The sequence below is a fragment of the Algoriphagus hitonicola genome (assembly GCF_900113375.1).
Lineage (GTDB): Bacteria > Bacteroidota > Bacteroidia > Cytophagales > Cyclobacteriaceae > Algoriphagus > Algoriphagus hitonicola.
The window spans coordinates 76,409-98,658 of record NZ_FOPC01000012.1 but is presented as its reverse complement, the minus strand read 5'-3'; the positions used below and the strand labels follow the sequence as shown (position 1 = coordinate 98,658).

Here is a 22,250-nt window from a genome sequence, read left to right as displayed (position 1 = left end):
AGTTGGTTTAGTAGATTCAAAAAGACGACCTATGATTTGGGTCGTTTTTTTATTTCTTCCTATAAATAAATAGAACAGGATTTTCTTCCAAACTTGGTAAAATCTCCGTGAGATAATCTTGGTAGGGATTTATTCCTTTTCTCATTTCTATGGATGAATAAATTTCGGTAGGCGACAAGTTGATAATCATTTGATTTGCCTGAAAGTTCGTTGGGAAAATTGCGGGGAGATTTTCAATAACACCATCCATATCATTTTTAAAGCTGGAGACAATTCTTGCTTTATTTTCTACTTTATCAAAAGCTAAAAGACCAAGCCTTCCCCCCTCATAAAAATTTACAAAAACAAGATCTCCTAAATCCAAAACCTGATCCCCAAGGTTTAAAAAATTATTAAATCTTATCTCCTGAAAAAGTTTTACCATGTGAATTGAAGGCTTTGAGTCATCCCAAGGTAAATTTGATAGAGAAAAAATGCGATCTTCAGGGAATTCTAACGAGAAGACCTGATATTCTCCAGAGTTTAGTAAATAAAGATTACTGGATAAAGTTTCCTTAAAAAATAAATCACCATCAGACCCAGGATAAAAAAACTGAAACTTTGATCCCGCCTCTAATAAAAAATCATTCTCAATAAATTCAAGTGGTGTTTCCACGAAATCTAAATTCTGATCTAAATATTCTAATTCAATTGAAAGATTATCAAGCGAAGGTTTCAAAATGAGATACCCATCCTCATATGGAATCATATCATTAAAAGACTCTCTAAAGTCAAATTTCTTTTCAAAAATCAATTCTCCATCAAAATTGAATGCCAAAATTTTAGACAATGAACTATCTTGGATAAAAACAATATCTGAATCCTTGGAAAGGTAAAAATTGGTAACTCTCAAGAATTCTTCAGGTCCATTTCCTGTCCCAGAAAAAAAATTAATTAATTTACCTTGATAGTCAAAAATGTAAAGTGATTCAGAAACATGTCTATCCAAGACAAAGATAAAGCTCTCTGTGGTGATCACTTTTGTCGCTTCTCCTAGAAGGGAATTTTCTGTCACCTCCAATGGCACAATTAAAGTAGTATCAAAAAAATCGGTAAATCTTAAATCGATAGTTTCGCTTAAATCTATTTCGATTTCCTCTAAGCTACTATTTTCAAATTTTTCAACTCTATTGCAAGAAAAATTTAGTACAACTAGAAATAAAATTAAATTTTTACTCATTGATTTAAAATTTAGCGAATCCCTCAAATGAAGGATTCGCACAATCTTAATTATTGACATTCTGGCTCTTCTTCTGACATACAAGGACAAAGTTCCCCCCAGGCATAAACACATATTTCCCAAGTCGCAAAATATCCATTGCACCATTTAATTTGCGGTTCAGGCTTAAAGTGTTCGGTATATTCGGGACATGTTAAAATCTGACCTTGGGCAGGCTGGTTTAGTGTAAGGGTACCACATAAAAATAGTAACCCTAAAAAGAGGCTAAAGGATCCAACAAATAACTTTTTCATACAATGTTAATTTGGTTTAAACTAATTTACATTATAAAGAAAGAAAGAAAGAAAGAAAGAAAAAAGCAATATATTTTTGTTTTTTCTTTAACCTTTGATGTATTACTAAGTTGAAATTATCGGTTTTTTTTTATGAATAATGCAGTATTCCACTTCAACCTCATCTCCCGATCAAAAAGTAAAGGATAATTTCTGCGGCCTCGGACCGGCCAGTTATTCAGCCAAGTGCTGCCGTCATGTAATCCCCAAAAAGTCACCCGGCTGATTTTGTCTGAATGCTTTTTGAATAGCCCAAAAAGTGAGGCATAGCGGTCAACTAACTTATCATGCACCTCAGCAGGAATAGAATCGGCATAAGGATTCCATTCGGGTGAATCCGCATAGGAAATCTCTAAATCCGCCCCATCAAAATCACTGGGTCTCGGTAAAACATCTACATCAAGCTCGGTGATCATAACCTGAAAACCCGCCTGATGAATTTCCTCAATGGCTGTTTCAATCTGATCCAGGCTTGGGAAATCAAGTCGGTAATGCCCCTGCATCCCAATCCCATCGATTCGAATTCCCTGACTCCGGAGATTTTGAGCCATTTTCAAGATTGCCCGCCGTTTTTCCGGCTTCCAAACATTATAATCATTGTAATACAATTCAGCATCAGGGTCCACTTTTTGCGCTTTGGTAAATGCCTGAGCAATATATTCCTCGCCCATGAGCATGTACCAATGCGTTTTACGCCAAGTCCCGTCATCCTCAAAGGCCTCATTGACCACATCCCATCCATCAATTCGGCCTTTATATCTCCTGACGACAGTGTCGATATGATTCTCCATTCGGTCTTGTAATGCCTCTTTGGAAAGAAAAGATCCCTCTTGGTCCCGAAATACCCAATCGGGGACCTGCTGATGCCAAACCAAGGTATGCCCAACGATAAATGCATCCATTTCCTCCCCTTTTTTCACATAATTATCCCCAAACTCAAAGTCAAATTCGTCCTCCTGAGGATGTACATTGCTCCATTTGAGTCCATTTTCGGAAGTCAGTGAATTGAAATGAAGATCCAGCAGCGAATCAGCTGAAGCCATACTCCCATCAACTTGCCGTGCATTGACTGCCGCCCCGATATAAAAGTCAGGCTGAAATTCATCTTTTAGTCCCCGCTCCCCCGGAGTTTGGCAGGCTATTGTCCCGAGGAAAATTACGGCTATTAAAAATCTAGAATGGTTCATCTTTAGGGTTTTATAGGTTTGCTTAAAGATAAAAAGACATGGCTTCAATCCCTATATTTTTTGATTAAAGGACCTTTCCTTAATTTGAGCTGACAATCCTATCCCGCAAATCTATTCAACCATGAATCCAAACCAATTGACCATAGCTCTGGTACAAATCCCCTCTGTTTGGGCCAATAAATCCGCCACTCTCCAGCTGGCTAAGGATCGAATTAATGAAGCTGCGGAAAAGGGTGCGGAATTGGTGATTTTTGGAGAAGGGTTTCTTCCTGGCTATCCTTGGTGGCTTTCGGTCACCCATGCCAGCGCTTGGGATGACAAAGTCCAAAAGGAAATTTTTGCCCATTACGCCAGTCAAGCCATACAGATCGAAAAAGGAGATCTGAAAGAAATCCAGCAGCTAGCCAAAGAAAAAAGCATTGCAATCTACCTTGGGATCATCGAGCGACCTACTGATCGTGGGGGACACAGTTTGTACTGCACCTTGGTTTATATCGATCCAAAAGGTGAAATCCAGTCGGTTCACCGCAAACTTCAGCCAACTTACGACGAGCGATTGGTTTGGTCGCCCGGAGATGGAAATGGACTGAGGGTTCATCCACTAAAAGCTTTTACCGTGGGCGGATTAAATTGCTGGGAAAACTGGATGCCGCTTGCCCGAACAGCACTTTACGGGTTGGGGGAGAATCTTCATGTTGCCGTATGGCCGGGATCGGTGAGAAATACTGAGCTGATCACCCGAATGATAGCTCAGGAGAGTCGGTCATTTGTGATTTCAGTTTCCAGTCTGATGAGAAAAACCGATTTCCCGTCAGACACCCCGCATTTAGAATACATTTTAGAAAATTTTCCGGAGATAATCGGGGATGGCGGCAGCTGCATTGCAGGTCCGGATGGAAAATGGATTTTGGAACCGATCGCGGATAAAGAAGGAATTTTAATCGAAACGTTGAATTTCAATCGAGTCTTGGAAGAGCGACAGAACTTTGATCCCGTCGGCCACTATTCCCGACCGGATGTACTTCAGCTTCAGGTCAATCGGGAGAGGCAGAACTCAATTAAGCTCAAAGATTCTTAACCATTGCAAATCGTAAAGGGATTTCTTAATTTTAATTATGAAGCTACAGATAGTAAAAGACAGTAAAGGAAAAGATACAGGTGTATTTATACCGTTCGAAGATTGGATAGCCATCAAGCAAATCTACCCTGAAATTGAGATCGCCGATCAGGAATTAAGCCAATGGGAAAAGGACTTAATCGATCAACGTTTAGAAAAAATAAAAAATGACCCTAAAAGCTTGAAAGCTGGACAGGAACTTATTGAGGAATTAAAGAAATAAGCATATTGGAATTCAAGCTTTTATATCTTGATGAAGTCCTAAATGATATCCAAAATGCCAAGAGTTGGTACCAAGAGCAGAAATTAGGTTTAGAAAAAAAATTTGCTTTTGAAATTGAAAAAGCTCTACAAAAAATTCTAAAATCTCCTTACGCTTATGCTGTTTGATATAGAAATGTCAGAGTATCTCAACCGAATAGATTCCCATTCCATATCCATTTCTACATAGAAGATCTCACTTCTACTATCGTGATTGTAGCTATTGTGCATCAAAGGAGAGATCAGTACCAAACCAAAAAGCGACTTGAATAGGCTGATTTTCTTGAATAAAGATTTTTTCTAAAATTTTTATTTTTACCCCTTCTCGTTTATAAATAATCGGGTCCGATCTTTTAAGCCCCTCTTCCGGTTTTCATCAATTCGATATCCGTCAAATCGGATATTTTAATCATTTTCCCCTGCTCAATACTATTTCGGGCGGCTACGCCCACCAAGATCGACATGGCCCCATCCCGACTTCCTGCAGATTGACGCCAAGGATCCGCCATCTCAGGATCTTTGAATAATTTGTCTTTCAATCGCGTATCTCCGCCTCCATGTCCGCCTCCGCCGTGAGGAATGATGATTTCTTCCCGCTCTCCAAAATTACGAGTCAGGTGAATGACATCTTCTCTAGCTTCCTCCCAAGGTTGGCGCTCTTTGATCCAAGCTTCGAGTCGGCCTTTGGTTCCGTTAAATGCAATCCGATAGCCCTCGTATGGCGAATAAGTTGTCAAAGAATAGCTAACCTGAACTTTATTTTTGTATTTGATTTGCACGGCCATTTTATCATATATATCCACGTCTTCCCGAAATACACAGCCGTCACGATCGTAGCCATCGTATTCCCGATTGTCCACGTAGAGCTTTTTTAAATGCTCATTTTTTGTGATATCCCAGTAAAAATCACAGTTGGAAGTATGGGGACATTCGCGACAGTTTTTGGCTCGGAAGGGACCGTTTTTCCCATAAAACTCCAACTCCCCATGGGCGAAAACTTCCTCCGGATCCGAATCGATCCACCAGTTGAGCAAATCAAAATGATGGGTGGACTTATGAACTAACAGCGTGCCCCCGTATTCTTTTTTGCGATGCCAGCGCCGGAAATAATCAGCACCATGATACACATCTAAATACCAGTGAAAATCCACTGAAGTCAAATCGCCGATTTCACCTGCTCGCAAGAGTTCAAATAATCGCTGCCGATGAGGAGAATAGCGATAGTTGAAGGTCACAATGAGTTTTTTTCCACTTTCCCGCTCTGCATCCAAGATGGCCTGACACTTCATTTCATCAGTCGTCATCGGTTTTTCGGAAATCACATTCATCCCCGCTTTTAGTCCCGCAATGATATACTCATGGTGAGTGCTGTCCATGGTGGTGACGATCAGTACATCCGCGCCGGATTCCTGAATCATTTTATGCCCATCTACATACAATGGACTATCTGCTCCGATGAATTCCTTGGCATAGTTTAACCGACCCTCATTGATATCAGAAATCCCCACAAACTCCACTTCCTCGGAATAATTACGAACTACATCACGACCAAACATAGTCGTCCCTCGAATCCCAGTTCCGATCAGGGCAACTTTCATTTTTTGTCCAGGTTTGTCAAAAATCGAAATTGCTTCAGCTACCGGATGAATGAAAAAACTACCGGCCAAAAGGCTTCCAGAAAGCGCAATAAAATCTCTGCGGGATTGAGCTTCTTTTGAATTCATGGTTTTTTGGGTTTAAAAGGTTTGACTATCAAGATAATGAATTCAGCTAAAAAAGTGGAAAAGAAATTACGGAAACGATTTTCGGAGTATTTCAAAGAATTCAAAATAATACCCACAATTGCCGTATTTTTGAAGAATGAAACCCATCAATCAGGAGCGAACGATTTCTTTCAGAGGTCTTTTTCGGATTAGCCGTCCGGTCAATTTGCTCTTGGTGGCTTTCACCCAATTGATGACTGCCTATTTTTTGGTGGAGGAAAGCTGGTCAGGAATCCCAGTTTTACAGGATTTCAAACTGTATTTACTGATCCTTGCAACTCTGATGATCACCGCCGCAGGATACATGATTAATGATTACTATGATGTCAAAATCGATTATGTCAATCGGCCCGATGAGGTCATTGTAGGAAAAGGAATCAAACGTCGAGTCGTGATTTTCCTCCATACCATCCTCAATTTTTCAGCTATTGGGCTTGGCTATTTGGTCGCTCCGCGAATCGCACTCATTTGCTTTTTTGCGGCTTTCTTACTTTGGCTTTACAGCAATAGACTCAAAAGAGAACCTTTTATCGGCAACTTGACCGTTGCATTTCTCACGGGACTTTCCGTGTATTTGATCGCCATTTACTACCAAAAAAATGAACTCTTGGTGCTCACTTATGCCATTTTTGCATTTTTTCTTAATCTTATCCGAGAAATCATCAAGGACATTGAAGACCGGGATGGAGACCGCAAACATGGCTGTCGTACCTTGCCCATTGTGCTTGGCTTTCGGAAAACCAAACAAGTTATTTTTTTGATTGCCATAGGATTTGTATCCGCCATTTTGATCATCACTTTTGAAATCAACAAAGCGGAGCTATTCTTTTATTTCGGCGGACTCGGCCTGTTTTTTCTATGGTTTATGCGAAAAGTCTATCTGGCAGATCGAAAATCCCACTTTAGCCAGTTGAGTACTTTTGCCAAAATCCTGATGCTCGTAGGGACGCTAAGCATGGGATTTCTCTAAAAAATCAAAACATCAAAGAAACTTATCGATTTTTAGAAATCTGATCCCATTATCCTACTTTTGGTTGAATAAATTCAAATTTCATGCTACCCAGTACTACTATCGTCATCAAAATCGGATCAAATGTTTTGACCCAAGCCAACGGTCTGCCAGATCTGCATCGGATGGGACATCTCGTGGATCAGGTGATGAAATTGAAAGCTGCGGGAAAGAAAGTGGTTTTGGTCAGTTCGGGAGCAGTGGCTTTCGGAAGGCAAAAAGCATTTTTACCAGAAAAACTCAACCCAGTTTTCAAAAAACAAATCTGGGCCTCCACCGGGCAAATCCAATTGATCAATCGGTACCAGGATCTTTTTGAAAAGCATGGGCAAACCATTGCACAGATTTTGGTGACCAAGGAGGATTTCCGGGATCGAAAGCATTATCTGAATATGAAAAACTGCATCGAGGCTTTGTTGCAGCAGGATATTTTCCCCATCGTCAATGAAAACGACACCGTCACGATCACCGAGTTGATGTTTACCGACAATGATGAACTGGCAGGTCTCACGGCTGCTATGATTAATGCGGACACCTTGATGATCTTGAGCAATGTCCATGGGATTTTTACCGGAAATCCAGAAAACCCAAGCTCTCAGCTCATCGAAAAAGTGCAAGTCAATATGCCGGAAATCAACCAATATATCTCAGCCAGCAAATCTTCTTTTGGACGGGGCGGCATGCTGACCAAGTATGCCATGGCCAAAAAATCGGCGGATTTGGGCATTCAAGTTTTCATCGCCAATGGAAAAAATGATGGAGTACTCGAAGCTTTTTTGGATGGAAGTTTGCGCTGCACTTGGTTTGAGCCGCAAAAGCAGAAACAAGCGCCAAAAAAATGGCTGGCCCATGGAAGCCATTATTACAAAGGCGAGGTATTTATCAATGATGGAGCGAAGGAATCCCTTACCTCCACCGTGATTCGAAGCCTACTCCCAATTGGGGTTTCTCGGGTGGAAGGGGAATTTTCAAAAGGCGATATTTTGCTGATTCGGGATGAAAAGGGAGAAAAAATCGGACTCGGCAGGGCTGAATATTCGTCAAAATCTGCCTTGGAAAAAATCGGTCAGCGCCAGCAAAAAGCCATTATTCATTACAACTATCTTTACCTATTTGATCATGAATAAGTACAATCCATACTTTGCTAATGTAAAAGAAGCCAGTCGGAAATTGATTCGAATTGGCAATGATCAGGCGGGAGAAGTTTTGGCACGCTTGGCTGAGCTATTGGAAGAAAAAACTTGGTTTCTCTTGGCTGAAAACCAAAAAGATCTCGATCGGATGGACGCCACCAATCCCATGTATGATCGGTTGGCTTTGACTGAGGAGCGTATTCAGGGCATCGCCCGGGAAATGCTCGCCGTGCAAAAACTGCCCAGCCCCCTGCATCTTCGGCTGGAAGAAAAAATTCTTTCCAATGGACTTTACCTTGAGAAAATCAGTGTCCCTCTCGGTGTGATCGGCGTTATTTACGAAGCTCGCCCCAATGTCACGTTGGATGTGTTTTCCTTGGCTTTGAAATCTGGAAATGGATTAATCTTGAAAGGCGGTTCGGATGCCGAATTTTCCAACAGAGCCATTATTCAGCTCATCCATCAAGTGCTGCGCGAGTTTGAATTTCCAGAAAAGGCTTTTCTGCTTCTGCCTTCAGATCGTGAGGCAACCAAAGCACTTTTGGAAGCAGTGGATTTTGTGGATGTCATCATTCCAAGAGGGTCTCAAAGATTGATTGATTTTGTCCGGCAAAACGCAAAAGTACCCGTCATCGAAACCGGTGCCGGGATCGTGCATACCTATGTCGATGAGTCAGCGGATTTCGAAAAAGCCAAAGCCATCATTCTCAATGCCAAGACCCGTAGGCCCAGTGTTTGCAATTCTCTGGACTGTCTGATTATACATAGATCACATTTGCCTAATTTGGAACATCTCATTGCTCCCTTAATTGACGCAGGAGTTGAGATTTTTGCAGATTCGGATGCGTTTGCAGCTTTGAGTTCAAACCCAAATATTTCAGAGGCCAATGAACGTCATTTTGGTACTGAATTCCTGAGTTTAAAGCTTTCGATCAAAACCGTAGAGAATTTGAATCAGGCCTTGGACCATATCGCTAGATTTTCATCCAAACATTCTGAAGCCATCATTGCTGAAAACCAAGAAGCAATCGATCGTTTTTTGCTGGAAGTAGATGCTGCTGCCGTTTATGCCAACGCATCGACGGCTTTTACCGATGGGGCACAATTTGGTTTGGGAGCAGAGATCGGAATTAGTACTCAAAAACTACACGCCCGTGGGCCTATGGGACTGCGGGAGTTGACCAGCTACAAATGGGTAGTTCGTGGAAACGGACAAGTTCGCGGATGATAGGATAAAAATTGGCAATTTTTCGCTATTCCAACCAAGAATTGAATTTGATTTTCATCACCTGTCAGATTTTCTTAATTTCGATACGAATTCTAAAAACCACCTGTGAAACGACTTGCCATCCTAGCATCCGGAAGTGGCTCCAATGCCGAAAAAATCATGGAGCATTTTCAAAACTCCGAAAAAGCAACAGTAGGTTTAATTGCCTCAAACAAACCGGATGCTTTTGTGCTTGAGCGGGCAAAGAAATTCGACGTCCCCGGTTTTACGTTTACCCGCAAGGAAATGGAGGCGGGAGATTTGCTTCGAAAACTTCAAGCAAAACAAATCGATTGGGTGATTTTGGCGGGTTTTTTATTGAAAATACCGGAAGATTTGATCCGGGCCTTTCCTGATCGAATGGTTAATATTCATCCCGCCCTTTTGCCCAATTATGGTGGCAAAGGCATGTATGGAATGAAAGTCCACGAAGCAGTAAAGGCCGCGGGAGATGCCCAAACTGGGATTACAATTCATCTGGTCAATGAAAATTATGATGAGGGGAAAATTATTTTTCAGGCAGCTACGCCAGTTTCGCCTGGGGATAGTCCAGAGACAATTGCCGAAAAGGTGCATGCATTGGAACATCGCTATTTTCCTGAAGTCATCGAGAGCATAATAAAAAAAGAATCGTAAGTTTCAGATAATATTTAAAAACTCTCAGCCATGAGTAAAGTCGAACCGTTTGGAGATAAAAATGTGAGAGTAACTTGGGACAAGGAGCGCGAAGGTTGGTACTTTGCGATAGCTGATATTATTGGAGCTTTGACCAATCAGCAAGATCCATTTAAAGCCACCAAGGACCTTCGCAAAAAAAATAAAAAGATTGCCGAAATTTGGAAAGAAATATGGACTCCTGTCGAGCAAATGACCAAAGGTGGTCGACAACCTGTCAATAGTGCAAGTGCAATTGGGTTGACGCGAATAATCGTCAATATGAATTCCGGCCGAATACATTTATTTAGAGATTGGCTTAGAAAATTAAACTTGGATCTTGGCAACAAAAACCAAAATATCCAGCTGACAAAAAAACAGTTTCAAGATCTCTACGACATTTTAACTAATCCCGAAAGCTGGAAAAAAAGGAGAAGAGAATTTTTACTTGATCAAAAAAATCTCCCCATCCATCAAAAAATGAATGACTTAGAGGTGATTTTTGCCCTGCTCAAAACACAGGATTTTAAGTATTAGATTTTTTTGTGAGGGAGCAAGCTATTTTTCTCAGTAAAACCCTGAGGCAATTCACTTTTCATCCTATTCTAATTACACTCTAAAATCTGTTTCGGTTTAAGCCCAAAAACCTGAAACCACTTCCCCTTCCATCCTTTTTTCCTACCTTTGCATCTTCATTGAAAATCACACCTATCCATCTTAAAAATGGCTGTCAAAAAAATTCAATCTGCTTTAGTATCTGTCTTTTATAAAGACAATCTCGAACCTATCATTGCTTTGCTCAAAAAACACGGAGTGAAAATCTACTCCACCGGTGGCACTCAAAAATTCATCGAAGAGCAAGGCGCTGAAGTCATCCCTGTCGAAGAGTTGACTTCCTATCCTTCCATCTTCGGGGGAAGAGTAAAAACCCTCCACCCAAAGGTTTTTGGAGGGATTTTATACCGAAGAGAAAATGATGGCGATGTCAGCCAAGCAGCAGAATTTGATATTCCAGCCATTGATTTGGTGATCGTGGATTTGTATCCTTTTGAGGAAACAGTCGCTTCCGGCGCTTCAGAGGCTGACATCATTGAGAAAATTGATATCGGAGGGATTTCCTTGATCCGAGCTGCTGCTAAAAACTTCAAAGATGTCACCATCATCGCTTCCAAAAACCAGTACGCAGAACTCGAAGCCAAATTGGAAGCTCAGAATGGTGGAACAACTTTAGAAGACCGACGCTATTTTGCCGCGCAGGCATTTCAGGTTTCTTCCCATTACGATACGCATATTTTCAACTATTTCAACCAAAGTGAAGGAATTCCTTCCTTGAAGGTTTCCGAAAGCAGAGCCAAAGCGCTTCGTTATGGAGAAAATCCCCATCAATCTGCCCATTTCTATGGGGACTTGGAGGGACTTTTTGACCAGCTAAACGGGAAAGAACTTTCCTACAATAATCTGGTGGATGTAGATGCGGCGGTGAATTTGATCGCTGAGTTTCCCGACCAAACTGCCTTTGCCATCCTAAAGCATACCAATGCCTGTGGCTGTGCGACAGCGGAAACGGTGAAAGAGGCATATCAAAAAGCATTTGCCGCCGACACCACCTCTGCCTTTGGAGGAGTTTTAGTGACCAATCAGACGGTGGACAAAGCAGCAGCCGAAGAGATGCATTCGCTGTTTTTTGAAGTATTGATTGCACCGAATTTTACAGAAGAGGCTTTGGAAGTGTTGAAAGGCAAAAAGAACCGAATCCTGCTTCGCCAAAAAATGGCATTGCCGGGGACTAAAATGATCAAAACACTCCTCAATGGAGTCATCGAACAGGATAAAGATTTGGCAACTGAGAGCAAATCGGATTTCAAAGTAGCCACCAAGAAAGCTCCATCCGAAAAAGAAATGGATGCTTTGGTCTTCGCCGCCAAAGTCTGTAAGCATACCAAGTCCAACACCATCGTTTTAAGCAACGACAACCAATTGTTTGCCTCTGGTGTAGGGCAAACCTCTCGTGTAGATGCTTTACGCCAAGCCATTATCAAAGCCAAGGAGTTTGGATTTGATTTGAAAGGGGCAGTAATGGCATCCGATGCGTTCTTCCCTTTCCCAGATTGTGTGGAGATCGCCCATGAAGCTGGAATCACCGCAGTCGTTCAGCCAGGGGGGTCTATCAAAGACCAAGACAGCATTGACTATTGCGATGCGCATGGCATGAGCATGGTCATGACAGGAGTGAGACATTTTAAGCATTAATTGACTGACCTTTGAGGTTTCAATAACCTCGAAGGTCTGAGCTCAACATTTCAGAAACCTCCGGTCCCATTGGGATCGGAGGTTTTTTTACAGCAAAAATCAACTTCAAGATTGAAGATCAATTTCAAAAAATAGATTAATTTAGACTATGGGCAAGTATGAAAAACTTGTAGCCAAAATCCTATCCGGAAACTCAGACGCCAACATTACCTTTATAGATTTAAGAAAGTTGATTTTGATTTTTGGTTTTTCGGAAAGAATAAAAGGCAGTCACTACATATTTAGCAAAGAAGGTGTGGAAAAAAATCCTTAATCTTCAAGAAAAAAATGGTAAAGCAAAACCTTATCAGGTAAAACAAGTAAGATTAATTATATTGAAATATCAACTAAGCCTAGAAAATAGTGAAAACTGATCCACGATACGAAATTATAATTTACTGGAGTGACGTCGACCAAGCGTTTATTGCAGAGGTTCCAGAACTTGCTGGCTGTGCTTCCGATGGAGCTAGTTATTTAGAAGCTCTTCAAAATGTTGAGATTGTAATTCAAGAATGGATTGAAACAGCACAAGAAATGGGGAGGACAATCCCAAAACCCAAAGGTAAATTGATGTTTGCCTAAATGCGTATCAAGATTTAAGTAGCTTTAATTTGAAATCTGATATTTAGTTGTTCAAATGAAAATACAACACCTTTACCTTCTCTTTTTAATTTTATTCTGTTCATGCGCTATCACTGGTGAAGACGGACAAGAAGACTTTTTAGAAATCCTCCCGAAATCTCTGTTTCCCAACTTCAGAAATTAGCGGTCAATTTTGATGACAAATCAACCCATATTACCAAATACCAAGGAAGTACCTTGATTTCCACTCATGATAAATATTATGATGCCTCAGGAAGGGAGTTTTTTGATGTCTACCTAAAAAAAACATCCTATGATACTTCCAGCCTTGTGCAGTATACTTATGAGAATAATCTGCTAGTCAAAAAAGAGGCATTTCCATTTGATGGAAAAAAATATGTTTTTGGAGATGTCTTTACTTACCATTACGACTCGACTGATAAATTAATCCAACATAAGCGAGGAAACACGGTTTATTTCGATTACGAGTACAATGAGCAAGATCAATTGGAAAAAATAATTTTCGGTCCGCAGATTTCACATCAGGAGGGATATCATTTTTATTACGATGATCAAAACCGAATCCAGCGCCAAGTTTGGATGGTTTTCACGCAGCCAGATTCCCCTATTCGAGATTGGCACTACGTCTATGATGAGGAAGAAAAACTGATTTACAAATCAATCCCTACAGCTCCAGATGGAAAGTTGACACCTATGTTTGAGTACAGCTATGATGCTCAGGGCAGGTTGATCAAGGAGCTGGAGCGATATCCGGAATTTGGTTTTCAGGAACACTTTTCGACTATTTACCAGTATCAAAAGTAAAGCGCTGGACTCTTTTTTCTCTGAAAATTCAGCGCACAATCTGATCAAAATTGACAGCATCCTCAGCGTCAAACTTCCATCTCCCCTATTTTCGTCCTATTTTGCGAATTCGTTGAAACCAGATTACCTACAAATCGTATTTCGTCATTCGTAATTCGTACTTTTGAAGACTTATGAAGTCGCATAACCTCAAACTTTACAATACCCTTTCGCGGGAAAAGGAAGAATTTCAAGCCATCAATCCGCCATTTGTAGGCATGTATGTCTGTGGACCTACGGTCTATGGAGACGCGCATTTGGGACATGGTCGACCGGCAGTCACATTTGACACGGTCAATCGGTATTTGACACACCTTGGCTTTCGGGTTCGCTATGTCCGAAACATCACCGATGTGGGTCACCTCACAGGAGATGCGGATGAAGGCGAGGACAAAATCGCCAAAAAAGCCAAACTAGAGCAACTCGAACCCATGGAAGTCGCACAGCAATATACCGACACTTATCACCGGGATATGGCTTTGTTGAATACCTGGAAACCCAGTATAGAGCCTCGGGCCACGGGTCATATTCCCGAGCAAATCGCTTTGGTCGAGGCTATTCTGAACGAAGGTCTCGCTTACGAAATCAATGGATCGGTGTATTTCGATGTGCTGAAATACAACAAAAAATATAAATACGGAAAGCTATCCGGTCGGGTCCTCGAAGATCTCATGAGCGGCACCCGTGACCTAGACGGCCAAGGCGAAAAGCGAAATGCAGCGGATTTTGCACTTTGGAAAAAAGCAGCTCCCGAGCATCTGATGAAGTGGAATTCGCCTTGGGGAATGGGCTTCCCCGGTTGGCATCTAGAATGTACAGCCATGAGCTCGAAGTATCTAGGCAATCAATTCGATATTCACGGAGGAGGAATGGATTTGATGTTTCCGCACCATGAATGTGAAATCGCCCAAAGCAATGCCTGCAATCATCAGGATCCCGCCAAATACTGGATGCACAACAATATGATCACCATCAATGGGCAGAAGATGGGGAAATCCCTGGGTAATTTTATCAATCTTCAGGAGCTTTTCACCGGACAGCATGACTTGCTCGAGCAAGCCTACAGTCCGATGACGATTCGCTATTTCATGCTGACGGCACATTATCGATCCACCTTGGATTTTTCCAATGACGCCTTGAAAGCTGCCCAAAAAGGGTACAAAAAAATGATCAATGGGCTCCGAATTGCCCGGGTTTTAGAATACCAGGAAGATCAATCGATTGAACTGGATCAAACTCAAATCCAACAAATCGAATCCAGTATTGACCATGCTTATCGGGCCATGGACGATGATTTCAACACGGCTCAGGCAATTGGTCACTTATTCAATCTGTTGAAAAAAATCAACTCAATCTTTACCGGACAGTTGAAATCAGCCGCTTTGGGTCAGGATGTTTTTGCCAAACTAAAAGACACCTACACCACCTTTGTAACCGATATTTTGGGATTGATCGAGGAAAAAAGTGATGTTCAAAATGAGATGCTCGATCTGATGCTCAAGCTATATGGCGAAGCCAAAACCGCGAGGGATTATATCAAGGTGGACGAAATCCGGGCAAGATTAAAAGCCATGGGTTTTGTGGTGAAGGATATGAAAGACAAAATTGACTGGGCTTATGAAGAATAGTGCTTATGGTTTTCTGCTCTTAATCGCTCTTTTCTGGGCTTGCTCCGGTGAAAAAGCTACAGAAACAAGAGCTCCAGAAAAAGAGCTTAAACCCTACCCCGAATTCAATGCAGATTCGGCTTATGCCTTTGTACAAAAACAAGTGGATTTTGGTCCGCGAGTCCCCGGTACTCAGGGTCACCAAGACACCAAAGAATGGATTTTAAGCCAGCTGGAGCAATGGGAATGGGAAGTCCAAACCCAGGATTTTCAGGCAAAAACCTACGATGGACTGACTTGGGACCTTAGCAATATCATCGCCAGTTTTCAGCCTGAAGCCAGCAAAAGAATCCTCTTAGCGGCACATTGGGATACCCGGCGAATTGCCGATAAAGATACCGAGCGGATCGACGAACCGATCGACGGTGCCAATGACGGCGGTTCAGGTGTAGGCATATTGATGGAAATCGCCCGTACGATTGCTTCCCAAAATCTCAAACCGGACGTTGGAATTGACATTATTCTCTTTGACGGGGAAGATGACGGAGAACCAGAAAATGCTCGGGTCAGGGACAACTCACAGATCTGGTGGTGTTTGGGTTCTCAGCATTGGTCCAAAAACAAGCATGAATCCAATTACACGGCCTATTATGGAATTTTGGTCGATTTGGTTGGTGCCAAGGGAGCCAAGTTTTACCGTGAAGGATATTCCAGAAATTTTGCTTCGGGCATTCTGAAAAAAGTCTGGGACAATGCTCATCAACTAGGCCATTCCGATTATTTTATTTACAAGGATTCGCCCGAAATAATCGACGATCATTTCTTTGTCAATAGAGATGCTGGAATCCCCATGATTGACATCATTGAGTTTTCCCCTGACCTCGGATTTGGGCGATATCATCATACCCATCTGGATAATATGGAGTTGATTGACCGCCGATCCTTGCAAGCTGTCGGAGAAACTGTTTTATTTACAGTATATCAGGAATAAAAATTTTCTTATTTAATTGCAATTCAAACAAAAAGTAAGGCTTGTGATTATCAATTTGAAAATAAATCTTCACTGTAATTGAAAAAATCATGAAGAAAGGGCATCAGGTCACCATGAAGGAAATTGCCAAGAAACTAGGGGTCTCAGTTTCTACGATTTCCCGTGCATTGAAGGATTCACCGGAGCTTCATCCCGAGACTAAACGAAAGATCGTAGAGATGGCTAAGGAGATGAACTACCAGCCCAACTTGCTGGCGCAAAGTCTCCGCATCAGCCGAACCAAAACCCTCGGTGTCATCGTCCCTGAGATTACTTCTCATTTCTTTGCTTCCTGCATCAGCGGAATTCAGGATCATGCCAATAAACGTGGCTACAATGTCATGATCTGTCAATCCAACGAATCCATCGATCAGGAGATTGCCAATATCAAAACCTTGGTTGCTTCACAAGTGGATGCTTTGCTGATTTCGCTCAGCCGTGAAACCAACCACTACGAACACCTGTACGAACTCTACAGCCGGGAAATTCCATTTGTGCTGTTTGATCGCGTGCAAGAAGATATTCCCGTATCCAAAATCACCTTCAATGATGCCGGAGGAGCCTATCAAGTCACCCATCATTTATTGGAAATGGGCTGTCGCAGAATTGTATATGTATCAGGCCCGGAAGATCTTTACATTTCCAAAAAACGAAAAGAAGGTTACCTCAAAGCTTTGGCCGAATATGGAATTGCGGAGGAAAGCGATTTGATCAAAATCTCCGACCTGACCGAACAAGACAATGTCAGGGTAGCCAAAGAAATCATGGAAATGAAAACCAAACCCGATGGAGTTTTCTGTATGATCGATCCCGTGGCGGTGGACGTCTTGACTTATTGGAAGTCAAAAGGAGTAAAAGTCCCCGAGGAGTTTGCTTTAGCAGGTTTTACCAATAATCCTACGGCAGCCGTGGTCGAACCCCCATTAACCACCGTTTCCCAACCGGGATACGAAATGGGAAAATTGGCAGTCAGTCATTTACTTGACCAACTGGACGGATTGGCATCTGACGATCCGATTTCCATTGTTTTGGACACTACTTTGGTTCCAAGAAAATCCTCACAAAAAACGATTTGAATTTGAAAGCTAGGCTACAGGAGCTTTTTCAAAAAACTTTTGAAAGTACCCCAATCATTTCATTTGCTCCAGGAAGAATTAATCTCATAGGAGAGCATACCGATTATCAGGAAGGATTCGTATTTCCCGCAGCAGTCCAATTTGGGATTTGGGTGGGAGTCCAAAAAAACCAACTCCCCTATTGTAGACTTTATTCTATGGATTTTGAAGAGGAATTCACCTTTGATTGGCAAAGCTTTTCCCCCAAAAAAGGGCATTGGAGCACCTACGTGATGGGGTTTCTGGCTCAATTGAAGCAAGCTGGCTATCCATTCGCAGGTTTTGATATGATGATCGGTGGGGATATTCCTGTGGGTGCGGGCTTATCTTCCTCGGCAGCTTTATCTGTATCTATTGGCACAGGATTATCTCAACTATTTGGCTTAAAATTAACTCTACTTTCGATCTCCAAATATGCCCAAAACTCCGAGCATCAATACGCGGGAGTGAATTGCGGCATCATGGATCCTTACGCCTCTGCATTTGGAAAAAAAGATCATGCCCTACTTTTGGACTGCCGAAGCAATCAGCATCAGGAAATTACTGTGAATCTTGGCGAATATTCCTTGCTTTTGGTCAATTCCAATGTCAAGCATTCGTTGGAAGATTCGGCGTATAATCAGCGAAGGGCGGCTTGCGAAAAAAGTGTGGAGATCTTGAAGGCTGAGTTTCCAGAAATTAACACTCTCAGGGATCTAAGAAATCCGGATTTAAATCAAGTGGAAAAGTTACTTCCTGCCTCCCTTTTCCCAAAAGCCAAACACGTAATCAGCGAATGTGAACGAGTTCAATCCGCAGCGGATTCGCTTCAATCGGGAGATCTGAAATCGTTTGGGAAACTATTGAACGCATCGCATCAGAGCCTGAGTCAAGATTATGAAGTCAGCTGTGCTGAGTTGGATTTTTTAGCCGAAAAAGCCCAAAATTTTCCCGGTATTTTAGGTTCCCGAATGATGGGAGGAGGTTTTGGTGGCTGTACGATCAATTTGATAGAAACCCAGAAAATATCCGATTTTCAAGAAAAAATACATCAATTGTACCAAGAGGAATTTGGAATGAAACCTTCTTTTATTTCAGTGGAAATTAGTGAAGGTGCTCGGATAGTGAGTTGATTTTTTCAGGTCAAATACAAGGCTTTTTTTTCCGCAACTTTCAAATGGGTGAAATTGAAATTTTTGTAAAGATCATTTTAATGCCCAACAAACAACTGATCAATCTTGAATGAAAAAATTATTGTTTCATTTTGAAAAAATAGAACACTTTATCACCAAAAATTGCCGAATTTCAGTTACTTAGCGCAGCAATTTTAATAAATGCCTAATTTGTCAAAAAATTACCTTAGTATGAATTTTCCCAAAAACCTAAAAAACCTAATTGCCATCCTGCCTTTGGCTATGATGATGGGGATTTTGGTTTCCTCCTGCTCCAATAAGCGTGAAGGAGATCCCAAAGTACTCGTGTTTCATAAAACGGCAGGATTTTACCATGAATCTATTCCCAGCGGAATAGCCGCCATTGAGAAACTTGGAGCTGAAAATGGCTTCGTGGTCGATGCCACAGACAATGCGTCTGATATCAATGAAGAAAATCTCGAAAAATATGCAGCCGTGATTTGGCTCAGCACAACTGGAGATGTCTTAAATCATTATCAAGAAGCGGATTTTGAGCGATACATTCAGTCCGGCGGAGGCTTTGTCGGCATTCATGCCGCCGCTGACACCGAATACGAGTGGGGTTGGTATAATCAACTCGTCGGCGGATATTTCGCGGATCATCCGGGCATTAACGATCCCCATCCCAACGTACAAGAAGGAGTCATTACAAAAACAGGAGAAAGTCATCCATCCGTAGACTTTTTACCCGATTCTTGGAAGCGCACTGACGAATGGTATTCCTATAAAGAGGTAAATCCTGACACTAAAAAACTGCTTATGCTGGATGAATCTTCCTATCAGGGAGGATTGGATATGGGCGAGCATCCGATTGCCTGGGTTCATGATTTTGACGGTGGCCGTGCTTTTTACACCGGAGGTGGACATACAAATGAATCTTACGAGGAAGAAAATTTTGTGAAACATTTATTGGCAGGCATCCAATATGCGATTGGTGACAATCTGAACTTGGATTATGCGCAAGCAAAACAAAAACGTACTCCCGAGGAAAACCGATTTACAAAAACCATGCTTGCCGAGGGTGATTTCACAGAGCCTACCGAATTGACCGTATTGCCTAATTTGGACATCCTGGTCAGTCAGCGTAGAGGTGAGATTTTATATTGGGACGAAAATGCTCAATCCCTATCTGAGGTGGCCAAACTCGATGTGTATTGGCAAAGTGGCGTTCAGGGAGTCAATGCGGAAGAAGGATTAATGGGGATCCAAAAAGACCCCAATTACGCTCAAAACAATTTTGTATTCGTTTATTATGCTCCTTCTGGAGATGAGGAAATCAATCGGCTTTCTCGATTTACCTTCAAAGATGGTGTTTGGGATATGGATTCGGAGACCATCATTATGGACATCCCTTCCGATCGCTACATCTGCTGCCACACGGGTGGATCTATTGCTTTTGACAAAGATGGAAACCTCTTTCTTTCTTTAGGAGACAACTCTACTCCATTTAACCAAAATGAATCCCGCTACACCTTAAACGGCTACGCTCCGCTTGATGCAAGAGATGGTAGAAATCAATGGGATGCCCGAAGAAGCTCTGGAAATTCCAATGATCTTCGAGGAAAGATTCTCCGAATTAAAGTTGCTGATGACGGAAGCTATACGATTCCGGAAGGAAACCTTTATCCGGAAGGAACCGAAGGAACCAAACCTGAAATCTACGTCCAAGGAAACCGAAACCCTTATCGAATCTCGGTGGATCAAAAAACCGGTTTCCTTTATTGGGGTGAGGTCGGACCAGATGCACGGGCGGACTCCATCGATTGGAAAGGTCCAAAAGGGTACGATGAAGTCAATCAGGCGAGAAAAGCCGGAAACTTTGGCTGGCCATACCAAATCGGTGACAATTACGCTTATCGTGAATTCAACTACGAAACGGGCAAAACGGGACCGGCATTTGATCCGGCAAAACCAGTCAACAATTCTCCGCACAATACCGGTTTGAAAGAACTTCCACCAGCTCAGCCTGCTTTCATTTGGTATCCTTACGACAATTCACCTGACTTTCCACAAGTAGGAACGGGTGGTCGAAATGCCATGGCTGGACCGGTTTACTATTCGGATATGTATCCGGAAGATACCCGATTCCCGGATTATTTTGATGGAAAATTATTCATCTATGATTGGATCAGAGGCTGGATCAAAGTTGTAACCATGGAAGAAAACGGGGATTTCTCCAAAATGGAACCCTTCATGGCCGGCACCAAATTCAACTCCCTGATTGATATGGAAATGGGACCTGATGGCAAAATGTACATCTTAGAATACGGTACGGGTTGGTTTAGCAAAAACTCCGATTCAGGACTTTCGCGAATAGATTTCAATGGTGGAAATAGACCTCCGGTAGTTACCGAAGTCGATTCTGATAAGACCTCTGGAAGCCTTCCACTAACCGTGACATTCACGGCCGAAGCATCTGATCCTGAAAATGACGCGATCAGTTACACTTGGGACTTAGGCAATGGAAAAACAGAAACCACCACTGAGCCTCAAGTAACCGCTACTTATGATCAGGTGGGAGAATATGAGGTGACCGTCGCGGCTTCAGACGATTCTGGTCTTAGCGGAACTGGTCCTAAAGCTACCGTATATGCCGGCAACGTTGCACCCGAAGTCACCATCAGCATCAATGGAAATCAAACCTTCTATTTCCCCGGACAGCGGGTTTCTTATGAGGTTTCGGTTTCGGATGAAGACCATCCCGAAATAAACGCTGAGAACCTCTTTGTCGCGGCTGATTACATCGAAAGCTTCGATCAAGCAGAAGCAGATATGGGACACAAAGTCATGAGTGAAGCCATGACAGGAAAAGCTTTAGTCCAATCGCTCACTTGTAAAACCTGTCATAAAGAAGATGAAGCTTCTATTGGTCCGGCGTATACAGCGGTTGCTGAAAAATACCGAACTCGTCAGGCCAATTACCTGAAAGAAAAAATCAAAAATGGTGGCGGTGGTGTCTGGGGTGAAACGGCCATGCCAGCAAATCCGGATTTGAAAGAGTCTGATCTGAATGCTTTGGTTGCTTATATTTTCTCGCTTAAAGGAGAGCAGACTCCAAGTTTACCGGCCAGCGGAACCCTCGACCCGACGATGGGCAAAACTCCTTCTCCAATGGGAGCATTAATGATCAATGCCTCTTACACCGATCAAGGTGGCGAAAACATCAAGCCGCTTTCTGGAGGAACTACCAAGACTTTGCTTCCAAATACCTTGGATCCTGGATTAGCCACTGACTTGGAAGGCTATTCCAGTATGGCGTTCGACGGAAGAAACCTTTTGATGGTTCCTTCAGAAACAGCTTCTTTCGGTCTTCCAGCAGTAGATCTGACGGGAATCGGATCAGTGACTTTCACGGTGGCTTCTCCCGAAGAAATCGAAACTCCAGTGAATTTTGAGATTCGTGTAGGAAGTCCCAGCGGAAATGTCATTGCTCAAGGCACCTACACCCAAGGTCCTGCCGTCAAAGACCCAAATGTTCCCGTGATGTTTGCTCAGGCTACAATTCCAGTTACCGGAACAGCCAACGGAGAAAAAATCTACATCGTGACTTCGCCAGAAAGTGGTGAATTGGGCACGTTCATTATCTCGGCTATTACCTTTAATGCCAATTAACTTATATGACTAAATTCAAAGCCGAATCCGCATAGGG

The 22,250-nt window shown here is 42.3% G+C and carries 19 protein-coding genes; 15 read left to right on the top strand and 4 right to left on the bottom strand.

Annotation, left to right across the window (positions count from 1 at the left end):
* Window positions 1-49: 49 nt before the first annotated feature.
* From BM043_RS15665 to BM043_RS15660, 3 genes are all read right to left on the bottom strand, one after another.
* On the bottom strand, window positions 50-1,219 hold the full coding sequence (locus tag BM043_RS15665) for a 6-bladed beta-propeller (RefSeq protein WP_177188499.1): 1,170 nt from the start codon (window positions 1,217-1,219) through the stop codon (window positions 50-52).
* A 50-nt stretch (window positions 1,220-1,269) separates the two neighbouring features.
* On the bottom strand, window positions 1,270-1,512 hold the full coding sequence (locus BM043_RS19555; RefSeq protein WP_177188498.1) for a hypothetical protein: 243 nt from the start codon (window positions 1,510-1,512) through the stop codon (window positions 1,270-1,272).
* A 116-nt stretch (window positions 1,513-1,628) separates the two neighbouring features.
* Entirely contained in the window at window positions 1,629-2,738 is a 1,110-nt protein-coding gene (locus BM043_RS15660) for an endo-1,4-beta-xylanase (RefSeq protein WP_092793350.1), read from the bottom strand.
* Between the two features lie 121 nt (window positions 2,739-2,859).
* Between BM043_RS15660 and BM043_RS15655 the strand changes: the two genes are divergently transcribed.
* Together BM043_RS15655 and BM043_RS15650 are read left to right on the top strand one after the other, a co-directional pair.
* Entirely contained in the window at window positions 2,860-3,816 is a 957-nt protein-coding gene (locus BM043_RS15655; protein WP_092793348.1) for a carbon-nitrogen hydrolase family protein, read from the top strand.
* A gap of 37 nt (window positions 3,817-3,853) precedes the next feature.
* The gene (locus BM043_RS15650; protein ID WP_092793346.1) at window positions 3,854-4,078 is read left to right on the top strand and encodes an addiction module component CHP02574 family protein; all 225 of its coding nucleotides are present in this window, start codon (window positions 3,854-3,856) and stop codon (window positions 4,076-4,078) included.
* A gap of 391 nt (window positions 4,079-4,469) precedes the next feature.
* On the opposite strand, the gene BM043_RS15640 is transcribed toward BM043_RS15650, so the two are convergent.
* Window positions 4,470-5,840: a Gfo/Idh/MocA family protein gene (locus BM043_RS15640; RefSeq protein ID WP_092793344.1), complete on the bottom strand. Its 1,371-nt coding sequence runs from the start codon at window positions 5,838-5,840 to the stop codon at window positions 4,470-4,472.
* Between the two features lie 136 nt (window positions 5,841-5,976).
* Between BM043_RS15640 and BM043_RS15635 the strand changes: the two genes are divergently transcribed.
* The 13 genes from BM043_RS15635 (at window position 5,977) to BM043_RS15570 (ending at window position 22,213) form a co-directional block, all read left to right on the top strand.
* Window positions 5,977-6,849 carry a geranylgeranylglycerol-phosphate geranylgeranyltransferase gene (locus BM043_RS15635; protein ID WP_092793342.1) on the top strand — a complete coding sequence of 291 codons (873 nt, stop codon included), beginning with the start codon at window positions 5,977-5,979 and terminating at the stop codon, window positions 6,847-6,849.
* Window positions 6,850-6,932: 83 nt separating this feature from the next.
* On the top strand, window positions 6,933-8,015 hold the full coding sequence (gene proB, locus BM043_RS15630; protein WP_092793340.1) for a glutamate 5-kinase: 1,083 nt from the start codon (window positions 6,933-6,935) through the stop codon (window positions 8,013-8,015).
* Window positions 8,008-9,249, top strand: coding sequence for a glutamate-5-semialdehyde dehydrogenase (locus BM043_RS15625; protein ID WP_092793338.1), 1,242 nt, complete (start codon window positions 8,008-8,010; stop codon window positions 9,247-9,249). Before proB ends, BM043_RS15625 begins: the two co-directional genes overlap by 8 nt.
* A 105-nt stretch (window positions 9,250-9,354) precedes the next feature.
* A complete protein-coding gene (purN, locus tag BM043_RS15620; RefSeq protein WP_092793336.1) occupies window positions 9,355-9,924 on the top strand; it encodes a phosphoribosylglycinamide formyltransferase in 570 nt (189 codons plus the stop codon).
* Window positions 9,925-9,954: 30 nt separating this feature from the next.
* A complete protein-coding gene (locus BM043_RS15615) occupies window positions 9,955-10,479 on the top strand; it encodes a BRO-N domain-containing protein (protein ID WP_092793334.1) in 525 nt (174 codons plus the stop codon).
* Window positions 10,480-10,665: 186 nt separating this feature from the next.
* Window positions 10,666-12,192: a bifunctional phosphoribosylaminoimidazolecarboxamide formyltransferase/IMP cyclohydrolase gene (gene purH / locus BM043_RS15610; RefSeq protein ID WP_092793332.1), complete on the top strand. Its 1,527-nt coding sequence runs from the start codon at window positions 10,666-10,668 to the stop codon at window positions 12,190-12,192.
* A 402-nt stretch (window positions 12,193-12,594) separates the two neighbouring features.
* Window positions 12,595-12,813, top strand: a complete 219-nt coding sequence (locus tag BM043_RS15600) for a type II toxin-antitoxin system HicB family antitoxin (RefSeq protein WP_092793330.1) — start codon at window positions 12,595-12,597, stop codon at window positions 12,811-12,813.
* Window positions 12,814-13,050: 237 nt separating this feature from the next.
* Window positions 13,051-13,638 carry a hypothetical protein gene (locus BM043_RS15595; protein WP_092793328.1) on the top strand — a complete coding sequence of 196 codons (588 nt, stop codon included), beginning with the start codon at window positions 13,051-13,053 and terminating at the stop codon, window positions 13,636-13,638.
* Window positions 13,639-13,811: 173 nt separating this feature from the next.
* Complete coding sequence (gene cysS / locus BM043_RS15590; RefSeq protein WP_092793326.1) at window positions 13,812-15,305, top strand: cysteine--tRNA ligase; 1,494 nt, start codon at window positions 13,812-13,814, stop codon at window positions 15,303-15,305.
* Window positions 15,295-16,275, top strand: a complete 981-nt coding sequence (locus tag BM043_RS15585) for a M28 family peptidase (protein WP_092793324.1) — start codon at window positions 15,295-15,297, stop codon at window positions 16,273-16,275. The genes cysS and BM043_RS15585 overlap by 11 nt, the downstream gene beginning before the upstream one ends.
* A gap of 89 nt (window positions 16,276-16,364) precedes the next feature.
* Window positions 16,365-17,390 (top strand): LacI family DNA-binding transcriptional regulator, encoded by a 1,026-nt coding sequence (locus BM043_RS15580; RefSeq protein WP_092793322.1) that lies wholly within the window; start codon window positions 16,365-16,367, stop codon window positions 17,388-17,390.
* Window positions 17,391-17,392: 2 nt separating this feature from the next.
* Window positions 17,393-18,541: a galactokinase gene (locus BM043_RS15575; RefSeq protein ID WP_092793408.1), complete on the top strand. Its 1,149-nt coding sequence runs from the start codon at window positions 17,393-17,395 to the stop codon at window positions 18,539-18,541.
* Between the two features lie 231 nt (window positions 18,542-18,772).
* Window positions 18,773-22,213, top strand: a complete 3,441-nt coding sequence (locus BM043_RS15570) for a ThuA domain-containing protein (protein ID WP_092793320.1) — start codon at window positions 18,773-18,775, stop codon at window positions 22,211-22,213.
* Window positions 22,214-22,250: the final 37 nt, after the last annotated feature.

What these genes read in the sequence shown, in the direction of transcription:
- BM043_RS15665 (WP_177188499.1), bottom strand. Translation starts at nt 1,219, where the DNA reads ATGAGTAAAAATTTAATTTTATTTCTAGTTGTACTAAATTTTTCTTGC.
- BM043_RS19555 (WP_177188498.1), bottom strand. Translation starts at nt 1,512, where the DNA reads ATGAAAAAGTTATTTGTTGGATCCTTTAGCCTCTTTTTAGGGTTACTA.
- BM043_RS15660 (WP_092793350.1), bottom strand. Translation starts at nt 2,738, where the DNA reads ATGAACCATTCTAGATTTTTAATAGCCGTAATTTTCCTCGGGACAATA.
- BM043_RS15655 (WP_092793348.1), top strand. Translation starts at nt 2,860, where the DNA reads ATGAATCCAAACCAATTGACCATAGCTCTGGTACAAATCCCCTCTGTT.
- BM043_RS15650 (WP_092793346.1), top strand. Translation starts at nt 3,854, where the DNA reads ATGAAGCTACAGATAGTAAAAGACAGTAAAGGAAAAGATACAGGTGTA.
- BM043_RS15640 (WP_092793344.1), bottom strand. Translation starts at nt 5,840, where the DNA reads ATGAATTCAAAAGAAGCTCAATCCCGCAGAGATTTTATTGCGCTTTCT.
- BM043_RS15635 (WP_092793342.1), top strand. Translation starts at nt 5,977, where the DNA reads ATGAAACCCATCAATCAGGAGCGAACGATTTCTTTCAGAGGTCTTTTT.
- proB (WP_092793340.1), top strand. Translation starts at nt 6,933, where the DNA reads ATGCTACCCAGTACTACTATCGTCATCAAAATCGGATCAAATGTTTTG.
- BM043_RS15625 (WP_092793338.1), top strand. Translation starts at nt 8,008, where the DNA reads ATGAATAAGTACAATCCATACTTTGCTAATGTAAAAGAAGCCAGTCGG.
- BM043_RS15615 (WP_092793334.1), top strand. Translation starts at nt 9,955, where the DNA reads ATGAGTAAAGTCGAACCGTTTGGAGATAAAAATGTGAGAGTAACTTGG.
- purH (WP_092793332.1), top strand. Translation starts at nt 10,666, where the DNA reads ATGGCTGTCAAAAAAATTCAATCTGCTTTAGTATCTGTCTTTTATAAA.
- cysS (WP_092793326.1), top strand. Translation starts at nt 13,812, where the DNA reads ATGAAGTCGCATAACCTCAAACTTTACAATACCCTTTCGCGGGAAAAG.
- BM043_RS15585 (WP_092793324.1), top strand. Translation starts at nt 15,295, where the DNA reads ATGAAGAATAGTGCTTATGGTTTTCTGCTCTTAATCGCTCTTTTCTGG.
- BM043_RS15580 (WP_092793322.1), top strand. Translation starts at nt 16,365, where the DNA reads ATGAAGAAAGGGCATCAGGTCACCATGAAGGAAATTGCCAAGAAACTA.
- BM043_RS15570 (WP_092793320.1), top strand. Translation starts at nt 18,773, where the DNA reads ATGAATTTTCCCAAAAACCTAAAAAACCTAATTGCCATCCTGCCTTTG.